Origin of the sequence: Gordonia sp. NPDC062954, from assembly GCF_044543825.1 — a bacterium.
Classification (GTDB): domain Bacteria; phylum Actinomycetota; class Actinomycetes; order Mycobacteriales; family Mycobacteriaceae; genus Gordonia; species Gordonia tangerina.
Genome location: NZ_JBITWL010000021.1, coordinates 1 through 14,831, shown reverse-complemented (window position 1 = coordinate 14,831; position 14,831 = coordinate 1). Strand labels below are relative to the sequence as shown.

The window sequence follows — 14,831 nt, the reverse complement described above, 5'->3', positions numbered from 1 at the left end:
GCGACCCCACCCGATCTGTCGGCACGCCGGTTGTCGCCCGCCCCGCTGGCCGTGGCATTGGCGGCACTTACCGCCGTCAGCATCGTCACGTCGGTCGCATTCGGTTCCGAACACATTCCCGTAGCCGACGTGTGGGACACGGTCCTGGGGAGGCTGACCGGCGACACCACCGACACCGCGTACTCGGTCATCATCTGGGACCTGCGGTTGCCGCGGTCGGTGCTGGCCGCCATCGTCGGTGCCGGTCTGGCGTTGGCGGGCGCACTGATGCAGGCGCTGGTGCGTAACCCCCTCGCCGAGCCCTACCTGCTCGGGGTGTCGGCCGGTGCGGCGGTGGGCGCCACGTCGGTGATGACGATGGGAACACTCTCGGCACTTGGCTTGTGGGCGCTGTCCGGCGGCGCCCTGCTCGGCGCACTCGCTGCCACTGTCACGGTCTATCTGGTGGCCCGCGTGCAGGGCGGTCTCACCGCGATTCGACTGATTCTGTCCGGAGTGGTGCTCTCGTCTGCGTTCATGGCGCTGTCGTCGCTGATGGTGTTCACCGCCGGCGACCCGCAGGCCGCCGAGAGCGTCATGTTCTGGATGCTGGGCAGCGTCGCGGGTGCCACTTGGGCGAAGGTGCAGTTGGCCGGCGTCGTCGTGTTGGCCACCCTGCTCGGCATGGTGGTGATCCACGCCTGGCTCGACGCCTACGCTGCCGGCAACGACACCGCGTCCTCGCTCGGCGTGCCAGTGGCTGCGCTGCGCACCGCGCTGTTCGCGGTGCAGGGGGTTCTGGTCGGCGTACTCGTCGCGGTGGCCGGCGGTATCGGCTTCGTCGGCCTGATCATTCCGCACGCCGCCCGCCTGGTGGTCGGTGCGACCCACCGGGCGATGCTGCCGGTCGCGGTCTGCGGTGGAGCGTTGTTCCTCGTGTGGGTGGATGTGTTCTCGCGCGTCGCCGCGGCGCCGCGGGAGATGCCGTTGGGCATCGTCACCGGCCTGATCGGCGCACCTATCTTCCTGTTCTTGATGGGTCGTCGGCGTTACACGTTCGGACCCACCGAATGAGCGTGCGCACCGACGCCGCGTCCTACGTCGCCGACCTCCGGGCCAACGGTGTCGCGTGTCGCCGCGGATCGCGAACGATTGTCTCCGGCGTCGATGTGACGATCCCCGCCGGTACCCGGATGGCGGTGGTGGGGCCCAACGGCGCCGGCAAGACGACGCTGCTGCGGGTGCTGGCCGGCCTCGAGTCACCAGCAACAGGCGCCGTGTACGTCGGCGGCGCCGATCTGCATGCGATGCGCGCGCGACAGCGCGCACGGACGGTCGCCGTCGTCGCGCAGGAGGAGCAGCCGTCGGCGGAGTTGACAGTGGCCGAAGCGGTCGGCCTCGGGCGCACCCCGCACCGCAACCCGTGGGCGGCCGGCGCGGACGCCGAACGCGAGATCGTCGCCGACGCTCTGGAGATGGTGGGGCTCGGCGACGCCGGCGGACGTTCCTGCATCGCGCTGTCCGGGGGTGAACGCCACCGGGTCATCCTCGCCCGCGCGCTGGCGCAGCAGACCCCGATGCTGGTCCTGGACGAACCCACCAATCATCTCGATGCCGCCTGGAGGCTCCGGCTGATGCGCATCCTCGACAAGCTCGACCGCACCATCGTCGCCGCGATGCACGACCTCGACCTCGTCCTGCGACATTTCGACAGCGTTGCCGTCATCGCCGACGGTCGCCTCGTGACCCACGGCCCGCCGGTCGAGGTTCTCGACAACCGCGTTCTCCGTGACGTCTTCGCCGTCGACGGCGACATCATCACTCACCCCCGCACCGGCAGGCCACACCTGCTGCTCACCGACGCCACGCCGTCGCCCCCTCCCGGAAGGACACTCACATGATGCCCACCTTGCGTCCCGTCACCATCGGGATCGCTTCCGCCGCAGCAATTCTGGGCCTCACCACAGCCTGCGGCACGACGGACTCCACCGATGCCGATGCCGTCGCCGGCGACCACGTCACCGTCACCAACTGCGGCGCCGACGTCACCTACCCTCAGCCCGTGCAGCGACTGTTCGTCAATGACGGCGGCATGATCGCGATCGCCTTGGCCGCCGGGGCGCACGACCAGATCGTGGCCGTCAGCTCGATGGCCCGCGACTCCGAGGTGCTGCGGCTGGCCTACGGACCGCAGGTCGACGACCTCCATCAGGTCTCCCCCGATCAACCCACCCTGGAGAACATCGTCGGTGCCCGCCCGGAGGTCCTCTACGCCGGTTACAACTACGGCATGAGCGAGTCCCGCGGAATCACCCCGGAGATCCTCGCGCCGCACGACATCGACGTGTACCAGCTGTCCGAGGCCTGCCGACAGGTTGCCGGTGAGAAGACCCGCGGGACCATTGATCCGTGGGTCGCGCTCGACACCGACCTCCGCAACATCGGCACCATCACCGGCAATGCCGACGTCGGGGCGCAGGCGGCCGACGACGTCGCGACGCGACTCGACGCCCTGCGCGCAGCTCCCCAAGCCGCCGACAAGCCGACCATCTTCTTGTTCGACAGCGGCACCGACACGATCTTCTCCTCCGGCTCGTACGGCGGCCCGCAGGGCATCATCGACGCCGCAGGCGCACGCAACGCCACCGAGGATGTCGCCGACACCTGGACCACCGTCAGCTGGGAACGCCTGGCGACGGCCGACCCCGACCTGATCGCCTTCGTCGACTACCCCGGACAGACCGTCGACGAGAAGATCGCCGCGCTCAAGGACCACCCGGCGAGCAAGGATTTGGCCGCCGTGCGGGAGAACCGATTCATCAACCTGCCGTACGCGATGTGGGTGTCGAGCCCTCTCAACATCGACAGCGCCGAGACCCTACGCGCGGTGTTGGAAGATCACGGTCTGGCGCCGCAGAGCGATGTCGAACCCTCGCTCGATGTCTCGCAGCTCCGGCTCGGCGGCAACGACTGGCTGGCGAGCTGAGCAAGACGCGCCGGCGACCTGCGGACACATCCGCCCCGGCGACGGCTCCGAAGAAGGGGTGTGACCCCCACCCACACCGAGTCCGCACCGCAGGCGTCGGGCCACGCAGCCGACCTGGATCGGCGGGTCCGTGAACTCGCCGACAGCGATATCGCTCAGGTCGGCAGCGTGCTCCGGACACAGCTGGCCGACCACGCCGCGGTCCTGACCGGCGTCCATCCCGACCTCCGCCCGGTGAGCGCCGTACTCGCCCGCGCCGGCAATCGCGGTAAACGGCTACGCGCGTCGTTCTGCCTGTGGGGCGCACGCGGCGCCACCCGCGGCGAGTTGCCGCCGGGCGCCACACAGATCGCCGCGGCCGTGGAACTGTTTCACCTGGCCGCGCTCATCCACGACGACATCATGGACCACAGTGACCAGCGCCGCGGTCTGTCAACGATGCACCGCCACTTCGCCGACGAACACCGGCACAACAGCCGGATCGGTGACGCCGACGCCTACGGTGAGGCGGTCGCCGTCCTCGCCGGCGATCTGTGCCTCACCTGGTCCGACGACATCCTCGCCGAGGGCACCGCCGACCTCGACCGGACCACTCGGCGTCAGGTGCGGCGAATCTTTTCGGTGATGCGTGACGAAGCCATCGCCGGCCAGTTCCTCGACGTCGACGGTCAGACCCACGCCGTGACCTCCGCGACGCGCGCGGAACTGGTCCTCCGGTTCAAGAGCGCCAAGTACACGATCTCGCACCCCCTGCGACTCGGCGCCGCCGTCGCGGGTGCACCGGCGGATCTGCTCAGCGCCTACGACGCAATCGGTATCGCGGCCGGCGAGGCCTTTCAGCTGCGCGACGATCTGCTCGGAGTTCTCGGCGACCCGGCAGTCACCGGCAAACCGACGATCGACGACATCCGAGAAGGCAAGCGCACCCTGCTGATCGCCTGGGCCGAGGAGAACGCCGACCGCATACAGCGGCGCGTTCTGGACCAACATCTGGGCAACCCCGAGGTGACCCACGACGGCGTCCGGGAGGTGTGCGAGGTGCTCCGGGACACCGGTGCGGTGCGGCGGGTGGAGAACCGGATCGCGGAGTTGGCCGCGCAGTCGACCGAACTCATCGACGCCTCACCGGTCGACGAGGTCACCCGGCATGCGCTTGCAGGTCTCGTCGCCCGGTGCGTGTGGCGTGCGGCCTGAGCCGGCGCATTACCCGGCCGTCCGGACCGGCGGCCGGTACGGTGAACGAACATCATGAACCCGTTCGCATCTCGTGCGACCTTACTGGCCCCGCCGTACGTCGACCGGCGGCGGGTCGCGGTGCCGTGGGTGTTGTTCGGATGCGCATTCCTCACCCAGACAGCGTTCCCCTTCACCGACGGCGGTACGCGCGCGCTGACCACGGCCAGCGTGCTGTTGCTGACCGCGGCGGCGGTGGCACATGTGGTGACCAGCCGCGGCACCCGCCCGGCGGTGATCCTGGTGGTGGTAGCGGGAGGTGGCGGTCTGCTGGCCGAAACCGTCGGTGTGCACACCGGTTTCCCGTTCGGCACCTACGAGTACACAGGCAGTCTGGGCCTGCAGGTGTTCGGTGTCCCGGCTCTGGTGCCATTGGCTTGGACGATGATGGCATGGCCGGCGCTGGCCGCCGCACGACAGCTCGTCGGTGCCCACCGGCTGGTGACCCCTCTGGTCGGTGCGTGGGCGTTGACCGCCTGGGACGTGTTCCTCGATCCACAGATGGTGGATCAGGGGCACTGGCGATGGTCCTACCCACAGCCGGCGCTGCCCGGCGTGGAGGGTATCCCGCTCACCAACTTCGCCGGCTGGTTCGTGGTGTCAGCGATCATGATCACCCTGCTCGACCGGTTGATCCCGGCAGCTCCCGAGCACCCCTCCGATGCCGACAGCTGGGGTGGGGCAACAGATCTGCTGCCGGTTGCGGTCTATTTGTGGACCTACCTGTCGTCGGTGATCGCGCATGCGGCGTTCTTCGGTCGTCCACCCGTGGCGCTGGTCGGCGGCCTCGTGATGGGTGTGGTGGCCGTTCCGTTGGCGGTCACTGTGATGCGGGGTGCGACGCGTGCGCAGCGCTGAGGTCCGGCGGGTCGCGTTACGCGCCGCGAGCGTGGGTGCGGCGGCGTCGTTGGCGCTGACGCTCGACAACGCCCGCCGAATCCGACGTCCCGATCCGACGGCGATCGCCAACCCCGAGCCGCTGAACGTCCTGTTGCCGGTCCGCGACGAGATGGACGAGATCGCAGGCTGCCTGACCGCCCTGCGCGCCGCCGCCGACCGCTGGCCGGGCCGAATCCGCCTCCTGGTCCTCGACGACGAGTCCACCGACGGAACCGGTCGCCTACTGGACGAGTTGGCGCGCACCGACGAACGCATCGAGGTTCTGCACGGAACACCGACACCATCGGGGTGGCTCGGCAAATCATGGGCCTGCGAACAGTTGTCTCACAACGCCGACCACGACGGTGTCCTCGTATTCGTCGACGCCGACGTCCGGCTCGCACCCGATGCGCTGGTGGCGTCCGTTGCGCTGCTGCGCACATCCGGGCTCGACCTCATCTCGCCCTACCCGCGCCAACACGCGACCGGCCCGGCCGAGCGGCTGGTGCAGCCCCTGGTGCAGTGGTCGTGGATGAGCACCCTGCCGCTTGGGCTCGCCGAGCGTTCGGCGCGCCCGTCGATGTCGGCGGCGAACGGCCAGCTGCTCGTCGTCGACGCGGCCGCTTACCACCGCGCGGGCGGGCACGCGGCGGTGCGTGCCGACGTGCTCGAGGACATCGCGTTGTTGCGGGCGGTCAAGCGCTCCGGCGGACGGGGCGTGGCCGCGGACGGGAGCGCGGTCGCCGACTGCCACATGTATCACGGGTGGCGCGAGGTGCGGGCCGGCTACCGGAAGTCGTTGTGGTCGGCGTTCGGCTCGCTACCCGGCACGGTGGCGGTGGTGGCGCTGCTGAACCTGCTGTACGTGGTGCCGCCGCTTGCGGCACTGCGGGGTTCGCGGGCAGGGGTGCTCGGGTATCTGCTCGGCGTGACCTCCCGGGCGGTGTCCGCGCGGAGCACCGGCGGGCGGGTGTGGCCCGACGCGCTCGTCCATCCGATGTCGATCCTCGCGTTCACGGCGCTCACCGTGGATTCGGTGCTCGCGCGGCGCACCGGTCGGCTGTCCTGGAAGGGCCGCGCAATCTCCGAGACGACGCGATGAGCAGCATCGTGGTGGTGGGTGCCGGTGTGGGCGGACTGGCCGCGGCGCTGCGGCTGCAGGCGGCCGGACATCGCGTGACGGTGTTCGAGCAGGCACCGGAGGTCGGCGGGAAGCTCGGCGTGATCCGGCACGACGGTTTCATGTTCGACACCGGCCCGTCGCTGGTGACGATGCCGCATATCCTGGCCGAGTTGCTCGCGTCTGCCGGCCGGCGCCTCGAGGAGGTGTTGCCGTTGTCCCGTCTCGACGTGGCGGCGCACTACCGATTCCCTGACGGCACGGGCCTGGACCTCCCCGGCGAACTCGCACGGATACCTGCGGCGCTCGACGAGGCACTCGGCCCCGGCCGCGGGGACCAGTGGATGGCGTTTCTCAGTCGGGCCCGATCGATCTGGGCGGCGTCGCGCGGCCCGTTCCTGGAATCTCCGATCGACCCGCGCATCGTCGCCCGACGGGGCCGGCCGTCCGATCTGGTCACCATCGCTCCGTGGCGTACGCTGCGCGGTCTGGGAGGTCGCTACCTCGATGATCCACGCCTGGTGATGCTGCTCGACCGCTACGCCACCTACACCGGATCCGACCCGCGACGCGCTCCCGCCGCGCTGGCCTCGGTGCCCTGGACCGAACAGGCGTGGGGTTCGTGGTACGTCCCCGGCGGCCTCGGCCGGATCGCAGAAGTGCTGCGCGACAGCTTCATCGAACACGGCGGCGCGATCGAAACCGGAACCGCCGTCGATGGGATCGAGACCGACCCCTTCGGCCGCGTGAGTGGGGTGACGCCGGCAGACGGATCGTTCCGGCCGGCCGACCTGGTGGTCGCCAACGCCGATGCCCGCGAGGTGTACGGCCGCCTGGTGGGCGCGGCGGCCGCGGATCGCGCCGCCGAGCGCACACGGCGCACGACACCGTCGCTGGCAGGCTTCGTGCTCCTCCTCGCTCTGGACGATCCGCCGCCGTGGACGCCGCATCATCAGGTTCTGTTCGCCGACGATTACGACGACGAGTTCGATTCGGTGTTCGGCTTCGGCGGTCCGGCGCGCCCGGTGCCGGCTCCGACCGTCTACATCTCGGCACCCGACGATCCGGCGATCGTCCCCGGCCCGGGTACGGCCTCCTGGTTCGTGTTGGTCAACGCCCCACGACACGATCCGGATGGGGGCGTCGACTGGGACACTCCGGGCCTCGCCACCGATTATGCCGACCGGATTCTGCGGTTGATGGCCGACCGTGGAGTCGACGTCCGATCGTCGATCCGCCACCGCATCGTGCTGACACCGGCCGACCTCGAGCGCCGCACCCGCACGCCGGGTGGGTCGATCTACGGGTCGTCATCGAATGGTCCGCGCGCCGCATTCCTGCGCCCGCGCAACGCCTCCCCGGTTCCGGGGCTCTATCTGGTCGGTGGTTCGGCTCATCCCGGCGGCGGACTGCCGTTGGTGATGCTGTCGGCCAAGATCGTCGCCGGGCTGATCGGACCTGCGGGCTAGCCGCGTCGGTTCACCGGGTTGGTAGCGGCCCCACCGAGCGGTCGCCGCGAACCCGTTTGAGTACCAACTCGGCGCTGATCAGACACATCGGCAGACCGATGCCGGGGGTGGTGCTCGAGCCCGCGTAGTAGAGTCCCTCCACCTTGCGCGACGTGTTTCCTGCGCGCAGAAAAGCACTCTGCCGCAACGTGTGTGCCGGTCCGAGCGCGCCACCCGACCACGAGTTGAGGTCGGCGACGAAGTCACCGGGCCCCATCGTCCGGCGTACCACGATCCGCTCGGCGAGGTCGGGGATCGACGCCCAGTCGGCGACCAGTTCGATCGCCCGATCCGCGATCTGTTCGATGACCGGGGCACCCGCTCCGTCGACGCCACCGGAGCCGAGTAACGGATCGGCCGGTATCGGCACCAGGAGGAAGAGATTCTCGTCGCCGTCGGGGGCCACCGAGTCGTCCGACGCCGACGGCCGGCACACATATAGCGAGGCGGGGTCGGGTACCCGGGTGGGCGACTCGAAGATCGCGTCGAAGTTGGTGCCCCAGTCGCTGGTGAAGAACAGCGAGTGATGGGCCAGTTCGGGCAGCCGGCCCCGTACCCCGAGGAAGACCAGTACCGCGCCGGGGCCCGATGTCGCTTTGTCCCACCATTTCTGCGGGAAGGACTGTTGGTGCGGCGGCAACATCGTGGTCTCGATGTGGTGGAGATCAGCGGCGCCGATGACGAGGTCGGCGGGTAGGTCGCATTCGACGCCGGTACTGTCGCGGGTGCGCACCCCGCTCACCCGGTCGCGGCGTGAACTCCATCGTCTTGTCGGCTGCCGCGGCTCGGTGAGGATGGCGGTGGCAGCGGTTCCGGTGTGTATCCGCACGCCGTTCTCGACGGCCAGTTTCTCGAGCACCTCGGGTAGCCGCACGAAACCGCCGTCGGGGTAGCGGACGCCGTCGGCGAGGTCGAGCCAGCTCATCAGGTGATACATCGCGGGCGCCCGATCCGGGGATGCCCCCAGGAACACCGCAGGGTAGCCGAGGATCTGGCGAATGCGGTTGTCCCGGAACCGGGAGGCGATATGCGCATCCAGCTTCGCGGTCAGCAGGCCCACCAACTGCCGAGCATTGGCCAGTACCCGACGACCCGCGAAAGCGTCCACGGAGTCGAAGTTGGTGTAGAGAAAGCGTTGCACTGCGATGTCATAGGCACTGCGCGCGGAGGCGAGATAGTCGTCGAAGGCCGCGCCGGCCCCCGGTTCGAGCGACTCGAACAGCTCTCGGTTGCGGGCCTCGTCGCCGGCGACGTCGACGCTGTCGGCAACGCCCTCGAAGAACACCCGGTAGCCGGGTTCCAACCGCAGCAGATCGATCTGTTCGTCGGTGGAGGTGCCGAGTAGTTCGAAGAAGTGATCGAACACCTCCGGCATGAGCCACCATGAGGGTCCGGTGTCGAACCGGAATCCGTTGTGTTCCCATGATCCGGCACGACCCCCGGGGCGATCGTTCTTCTCGACGAGGTCGACCTCGTGGCCATCCGCGGCCAGCAACGCGGCACTCGCCAGCCCGGCGATTCCGCCGCCGATCACGACGATCCGGCGAGCGGTGGCCGTCATGCGTTCACCGCCGTTGTGGCGCGCCGCGGCGCTCCGCGGCGAAGGGCTGCCGCTGCGGCGATCCGCGCCTTCGCCGGGCCCGGCACGCGGACCCGGTGACGGCACGCGTCCTGCGGCGGGGTGGCCCGGAGTCGTCTCGCCAGTTCGGCGAACAGGTCGTGCGCCGTGCACACCGCCACGCGGGTTCCACTGGGCAGCAACGGAATCGCTTGCTGGGCGCAGGCCAGGTCGTCGTCGATGTCGTCCAGCCAGTGATGCCATGCGTCGGCGGACGGACGTTCGGGGTCCAGACCCACCAGGTATCGGCGCCCCAACTCGGCGCTGTCGGCGCCGATGTCGCGCAGGAAGTTGATTTTCTGAAATGCCGCGCCGAGCCGACGTGCACCCGGTGCGAGCTGGTCGTACCGCGCCTTCCGGTGCGGTTCGTCGGCGAGGAAGGCATGTACGCACATCAGTCCGACAACCTCAGCGGACCCGTAGATGTAGGTGGCCAGGCTCTCGGCGTCGTGGCTCGACCACTCCAGGTCCATCCGCATAGAGGCGAAGAACGGTGCGGTGAGCGACTGGTCGATTCCGGTGCGCCGAGCGGTGCGGGCGAAGGCGTGCACCACGAGATTGGTGCTCGTGCCGGTCGCCATCGCCGCGTGCGTCTGCTTCTCCAGCGCATTCAGTTCGGCGCGACGCTGGTCGACCGTCTGCCCGGGGCGCGGCGCATCGACGATCTCGTCGGCGACCCGCACCAGGGCGTAGATGTTGTGGACGTCGCGGCGGACCGGCGCGGTGAGAAGTCGGGAAGCCAGTCCGAATGACGATGAGTAGGAGCGGATCACCAGCGCAGCCGTCTGTTCGGCGACCTCATCGTAGTGGTGGTAGGGCAACGCCTCGGTGTCGCGGCCAGAGGTCGATGTCATCGCGATCACGCACCGATCCCGCGGTAGGGATCCGAGCCGAGTGCGTGAACCTGGTCGACGAACCAGGGACTGAACACCCACGGTGTTCGGAGCGCCGACGCCCAGACGTCCTCGATCGGTGCCCAGACCACATCCATCACCTCGTCCGGGTTCGGGATTGGTGAACCGCAGGGCCGTGCCCGATAGACCGGACACACCTCGTTCTCCACCATTCCGCTCGCGTCAACGGCGCGGTAGCGGAAGTTCGGCAGGACGCAGTGCAGGTCGGCGACCTCGAAACCCAGTTCTCGCGGCGCATAGCGCCGCACGGCGTCTTCGACGGGCTCGCCGGGTCGCGGATGTCCGCAGAACGAGTTGGTCCATACCCCGGGCCAGGTGCGTTTGCCCAACGCTCGGCGCGTCATCAGGATCCGCCCGACGTCATCGACGACATGGCAGGAGAACGCGAGATGGAGTGGGGTGTCGTGGCCGTGCACGCTGCCCCGCGGCGCCGTGCCGCGGGGCCTGCGCTCGGCGTCGACGAGTACCACCAGATCATTCGTCACCGGCCGTCCTCCGTTCGCTGGGCGGTGATGCAGCCGCTGCCGCATACGCTCCATTCTTCGTCACCACACGCGAATCGGATGGATCGGACGGCCAGATCTCGTGGCGCCTCGTCGAGGAAACCTCTCAGTAGAAGTGTTTCCGACCGCCGACCGCGCGTCCGGTTGCCCCGAGAACCGCCAGAATCGCTCCGACGACGATGAGAATGATGCCGATCGTCCAGAGAATCGGGATGCTGAAGATGAATCCCAGGATGAGCAAGATGATGCCGAGAATGATCACGGCCAACCTCCGATGTTCGGCGGACGGGCTGCTCGACGCTGCTGCAAGCATGTCCACCGTACGCGGCGTCCCGGTTGCCCATGTCCGATTTCGGAACCCGTGATCACGCCGTGTCCGGCGTGAGTTCGACGATCGCGAGTGGCCGTGACGTCTTCTGCTGGTAGGCGTGGTATCGCCCCTTGTTCACGCCGTCGACGAGGTCGAATCGCCGCGTGTAGTCGGGGTCATCGGGGAAGGTCGGCCGGGCGGTGACGGCCAGCCGGCGGCGCCCGACCTGGATCTCACACGCCGGGTTGGCCGTGATGTTGCCGAGCCATGCGGGCGGCCTCGGCGAGCCGCCGTTGGACGCGACGACCAGATATCTTTCCCCGTCGACGGCGTAGGTGAGGGCCGAGGTGCGCGACCTACCGGTGCGGCTGCCGATATGGCGGAGCAGCAAGGTCGGGTTGCCCATCAGTAGCCGATGACCGAGCAGCCCACCGGAGTGCTCGTAGATCCACTGATGGGTCTGCAGCGTGCGGACGAACAGGCTGGACATGCCCGCAGCCTAGCCGGTGTGCCGTTGCGTTCTCAGAGGTCCGAGAAGTCGCCGTGCCGTCCGGCTCCACCCGCAAACCGGGCAGCACCGGTGTGCCCGTCGGAATTCAGCGACTCGATGCCTACCGCGATTTCGAACGCCATCGCATCCGCTTCACGGCACCCCGCTTGTTCCTGCACGGATCGGCGGTCGTTGCGCATGCACGTCTGCGGGAACTGCCTGATCTGCTGCGCCAACTGCCGCGCTTCCGTCAGACTCATCCCCGGTTCGACCAGGCGGTTGACCAAGCCGAATCGCTCCGCCTCGAAAGCGTCGACCGGTCGACCAGTGAGGATCATGTCCATCGCGCGACTGGAGCCGATGAGCCGAGGCAGCCGGACCGTGCCGCCGTCGATCAGTGGGACGCCCCATCGTCGGCAGAACACGCCGAACGTCGCGTCCGATGCAGCGACCCGCAGGTCGCACCAGATCGCCAATTCCAGGCCGCCGGCGACTGCGTAGCCTTCGACTGCCGCGATGACCGGCTTCGACATCACCAGGCGTGTCGGCCCCATCGGCCCGTCTCCGGTCGGTGCCACCTCGTTGATCCGTCCGGTTCCGACGGCCTTCAGATCCGCCCCGGCGCAGAAGTGTCCACCACTTCCCCACAGCACGGCGACATCGGCCTCGGGATCGGAATCGAACGCTCGAAACGCCGACGCGAGTTCAGCTGCCATAGGTCGGTCGACAGCATTGCGCACCTCGGGCTGGCACATCGATATGGTGGTGACCCCTTCGAAGGTCTCCACCCCGATCGACGTGTACTCGGCTGCGGCGGAACCAGGATTCGAGCCCACCTCTCGGACTGTAGTCTCCTCGGCCGCGTCGCGGATGCCGAAGGGGATGCACAGTTCGACTCCACTCGGCTTTCACCGAGTACGCGGCGCCGCAGGGTCGCATACCGCGCACCGTCGCAGCCGAACGCTGCAGTCGCCGTCGGGTACGCGACGCCTGGGGCGCCATCGCGCAATCACGCTATGGAGTTCTCAAGGGACGGTTGCGGTCCCGACCGGGGCCGGGTGCGTGGGAAGTGGTCAGCGTGGCTCAGGCGGCGGCGGGTAGGTTGCCGAGATTCATCGTGCGTCGGTTGTAGGTCGGTATCGGCCGACGTGTCGGGTCGACAGCGACGGGTGGGATGAGCCAGGGATGTCGGTCGTGACCCATGATCACCTCCCAACCGTTGTGGTGGATGTCGGCATGACACGACGGGCACAGCAAACATCCGTTATCCAACACCGTGATTCCACCATCAGCCCAATGCACGAGGTGATGGCCCTGGCAGCGGGAGGCCGCCACGCCGCATTTGATGCAACACTCGTCGCGTTTGTGCAACGCCTTACGCAGATGGGCTGGGAACAGGCGCTTGTCTTTACTCATCTCCATCGGCACCGCCTCACCGTCGACGATCGCGACCGTCGCGGTGGTGTCACAGGTCAGGGTGCGCAGCATGGCTTCGGTGATCGACCCCATGAACGGTAGTTCGGCCAGATCAGGAGTATCGGCGGGCACCGACACCAGCATCTGGTGACGTGGTGCGGACGCCGCATCACCGCTGCGGGCGGCGATATCCAGGAGCGCTTCGAGGGCGTCGGCATGCCGGCGCTCGGTGGAACGCGCATCCGGTGAGCCGTCAGGTTCGGGCCGCGGTGCCGCCAACTCTTCCATTGCCGCCGAGAATTTTTCGCCGACTTCGGTGTTGAGGTCGGCGCGCACTTGCAGGCGTCCGTCACCGTCGACATCGTGGGTGAGCGTGTTGAGGTTGCGGTCCTCGGATGCCGGTAGCCCACCGGTGTCGGCGGCGGCCTGGTTGCCCAGACGACGCGCGCGTTTACCGATGTCGGCGGGGGTGGCGCCGGAAAAGAATTGGGCGAGAAGTTCGGTCACGATATTTAGACGCGCCACATCGTCGATCGGTTCCGCCGATCTTTTCCCGACATGATCGACACCTTTACCCACCGCGTCGACGTGTTCGGCGGAGATCGCCCCATCGGCGGCATGCGCGGCCAGAGTGGGGAGCTGCGCACGTGCGGTGGCGATACGGATCAGGCGGGAGGCGACCGCCGGGGCCAGGCCCATCACGATCAACAGTTCACTGAGTTTGCGGCCATGATCGCGGGCCACGCCGAGTCGGTCCAGGTGGCCGACCACCGTCGCGGCGTGATGGTCGATCAGACTACGCAACGTGACCAGAGCGGTCATCGCATCGAACGCTGCCCGACCGGACAAGTCGTCGTCGAAGCGCAGCTCACGCAGTGAATCAGTAATGGATGTGAGATCCCCCGAAGTTCTCATGATTCCAAGGTAATCGAAAGAATGTTCGATGTCAAGGAGCTGAGCGTGAGAATTGCTCTGGGACAGAGGCTTTGGATAGAGAGGCAGTGAAATATGGACTATTCAGTAGACTTTGGTGAACAGGAGTCACAGGAGTTACGCATTCTTGGGTAAAAATCACCGCGAGAAGACAATTTGATGGTCTCGTGATGACGCGCCGCATCGATCAGCCACCGCGCTCCGTCCGCGCCGAACGCGCACAGGTGGCTGACGACGCACCGCCGCTCGCCCCAAAGGAGGACCCACTGCCGACGGGCGAGTATGAAGATCGCCCGAGCTGTTCGGCCTACGCGATGGTTTCGCCGCTCGTCAGCCTCCGTGCCGCGATGCTGCAGGCCGACGACTGAGCTCCGCCGGCGAGTCCGTTTGTCGGCGCCGCATCCGCGAGGCCGTCACCGTGGTGCCGATGCTCGCGAGGATCACCAGCATGATCGCGGCGAGGCGCACCGGCCCGAGCGATTGGTCGAGCAGTAACCATCCCGCGATGGCGGCGACGATCGGCTCGAGACTCAACAGCACGCCGAACACATGCTTTGGCAGGCGGCGCACGGCAGCGAACTCGAGCGAGTACGGGATCACCGATGCCAGCAGCGCCACGACCGCGGCCAGCGCGAGTAGGTGGAGGTCCTCGAATGCTGCGCTCGCCCCGGCCCCACCCAGCGGCATCACCACGACTGCGGACACCACCAACGCAACCGCCAGACCGTCGTGGCCCGGCACCAACCGCCCGGCGCGCGCACTGGTCAGGATGTAGCCGGCCCAGAACGATCCCGCCAACAGCGCGAACGCCACACCCACCGGATCGAGGCTCTCGGCGCCGGTGATGCTCTGTAAGGAAGGTTAGGTGAGGTGGCGTCGCTGACTGGCGTCGTGGGCGCTGGGTCGGGACGGTTTCGGGTCAGGACGCTTTCTCGAGGTGGA

Annotated in this window: 15 protein-coding genes; 7 read left to right on the top strand and 8 right to left on the bottom strand. The window is 68.1% G+C overall.

Features of this window, described 5'->3' with window-relative positions:
• Positions 1–15 precede the first annotated feature (15 nt).
• From ACIGKQ_RS18460 to ACIGKQ_RS18430, 7 genes are read left to right on the top strand one after another with little or no spacing between them, the layout of a single operon-like run.
• Complete coding sequence (locus ACIGKQ_RS18460) at positions 16–1,053, top strand: FecCD family ABC transporter permease (RefSeq protein WP_396574673.1); 1,038 nt, start codon at positions 16–18, stop codon at positions 1,051–1,053.
• Complete coding sequence (locus ACIGKQ_RS18455; RefSeq protein ID WP_235723017.1) at positions 1,050–1,880, top strand: ABC transporter ATP-binding protein; 831 nt, start codon at positions 1,050–1,052, stop codon at positions 1,878–1,880. Before ACIGKQ_RS18460 ends, ACIGKQ_RS18455 begins: the two co-directional genes overlap by 4 nt.
• The gene (locus tag ACIGKQ_RS18450) at positions 1,877–2,965 is read left to right on the top strand and encodes an ABC transporter substrate-binding protein (RefSeq protein ID WP_235723018.1); all 1,089 of its coding nucleotides are present in this window, start codon (positions 1,877–1,879) and stop codon (positions 2,963–2,965) included. The genes ACIGKQ_RS18455 and ACIGKQ_RS18450 overlap by 4 nt, the downstream gene beginning before the upstream one ends.
• A gap of 60 nt (positions 2,966–3,025) precedes the next feature.
• Positions 3,026–4,159, top strand: a complete 1,134-nt coding sequence (locus tag ACIGKQ_RS18445; protein WP_235723019.1) for a polyprenyl synthetase family protein — start codon at positions 3,026–3,028, stop codon at positions 4,157–4,159.
• A 54-nt stretch (positions 4,160–4,213) separates the two neighbouring features.
• Complete coding sequence (locus ACIGKQ_RS18440) at positions 4,214–5,056, top strand: carotenoid biosynthesis protein (RefSeq protein ID WP_235723020.1); 843 nt, start codon at positions 4,214–4,216, stop codon at positions 5,054–5,056.
• Entirely contained in the window at positions 5,043–6,179 is a 1,137-nt protein-coding gene (locus tag ACIGKQ_RS18435; RefSeq protein WP_235723021.1) for a glycosyltransferase family 2 protein, read from the top strand. The genes ACIGKQ_RS18440 and ACIGKQ_RS18435 overlap by 14 nt, the downstream gene beginning before the upstream one ends.
• A complete protein-coding gene (locus ACIGKQ_RS18430) occupies positions 6,176–7,666 on the top strand; it encodes an NAD(P)/FAD-dependent oxidoreductase (protein WP_235723022.1) in 1,491 nt (496 codons plus the stop codon). Before ACIGKQ_RS18435 ends, ACIGKQ_RS18430 begins: the two co-directional genes overlap by 4 nt.
• Before the next feature lie 10 nt (positions 7,667–7,676).
• On the opposite strand, the gene crtI is transcribed toward ACIGKQ_RS18430, so the two are convergent.
• The 8 genes from crtI to ACIGKQ_RS18390 all read right to left on the bottom strand — a co-directional run bounded on the left by crtI (position 7,677) and on the right by ACIGKQ_RS18390 (position 14,708).
• Complete coding sequence (gene crtI, locus ACIGKQ_RS18425) at positions 7,677–9,266, bottom strand: phytoene desaturase family protein (protein WP_235723023.1); 1,590 nt, start codon at positions 9,264–9,266, stop codon at positions 7,677–7,679.
• Positions 9,263–10,177 (bottom strand): phytoene/squalene synthase family protein, encoded by a 915-nt coding sequence (locus tag ACIGKQ_RS18420; RefSeq protein ID WP_235723024.1) that lies wholly within the window; start codon positions 10,175–10,177, stop codon positions 9,263–9,265. Before ACIGKQ_RS18420 ends, crtI begins: the two co-directional genes overlap by 4 nt.
• Before the next feature lie 5 nt (positions 10,178–10,182).
• Entirely contained in the window at positions 10,183–10,722 is a 540-nt protein-coding gene (gene idi / locus ACIGKQ_RS18415; protein WP_235723025.1) for an isopentenyl-diphosphate Delta-isomerase, read from the bottom strand.
• Positions 10,723–10,846: 124 nt separating this feature from the next.
• On the bottom strand, positions 10,847–11,002 hold the full coding sequence (locus tag ACIGKQ_RS18410) for a DUF6131 family protein (protein ID WP_235723053.1): 156 nt from the start codon (positions 11,000–11,002) through the stop codon (positions 10,847–10,849).
• 103 nt (positions 11,003–11,105) lie between these two features.
• Positions 11,106–11,540 carry a nitroreductase family deazaflavin-dependent oxidoreductase gene (locus ACIGKQ_RS18405; protein ID WP_235723026.1) on the bottom strand — a complete coding sequence of 145 codons (435 nt, stop codon included), beginning with the start codon at positions 11,538–11,540 and terminating at the stop codon, positions 11,106–11,108.
• Between the two features lie 32 nt (positions 11,541–11,572).
• Complete coding sequence (locus ACIGKQ_RS18400; protein ID WP_396574672.1) at positions 11,573–12,295, bottom strand: crotonase/enoyl-CoA hydratase family protein; 723 nt, start codon at positions 12,293–12,295, stop codon at positions 11,573–11,575.
• Between the two features lie 328 nt (positions 12,296–12,623).
• Complete coding sequence (locus tag ACIGKQ_RS18395; RefSeq protein ID WP_235723027.1) at positions 12,624–13,871, bottom strand: HNH endonuclease signature motif containing protein; 1,248 nt, start codon at positions 13,869–13,871, stop codon at positions 12,624–12,626.
• 348 nt (positions 13,872–14,219) lie between these two features.
• Positions 14,220–14,708, bottom strand: coding sequence for an EamA family transporter (locus ACIGKQ_RS18390; protein ID WP_396574630.1), 489 nt, complete (start codon positions 14,706–14,708; stop codon positions 14,220–14,222).
• Positions 14,709–14,831: the final 123 nt, after the last annotated feature.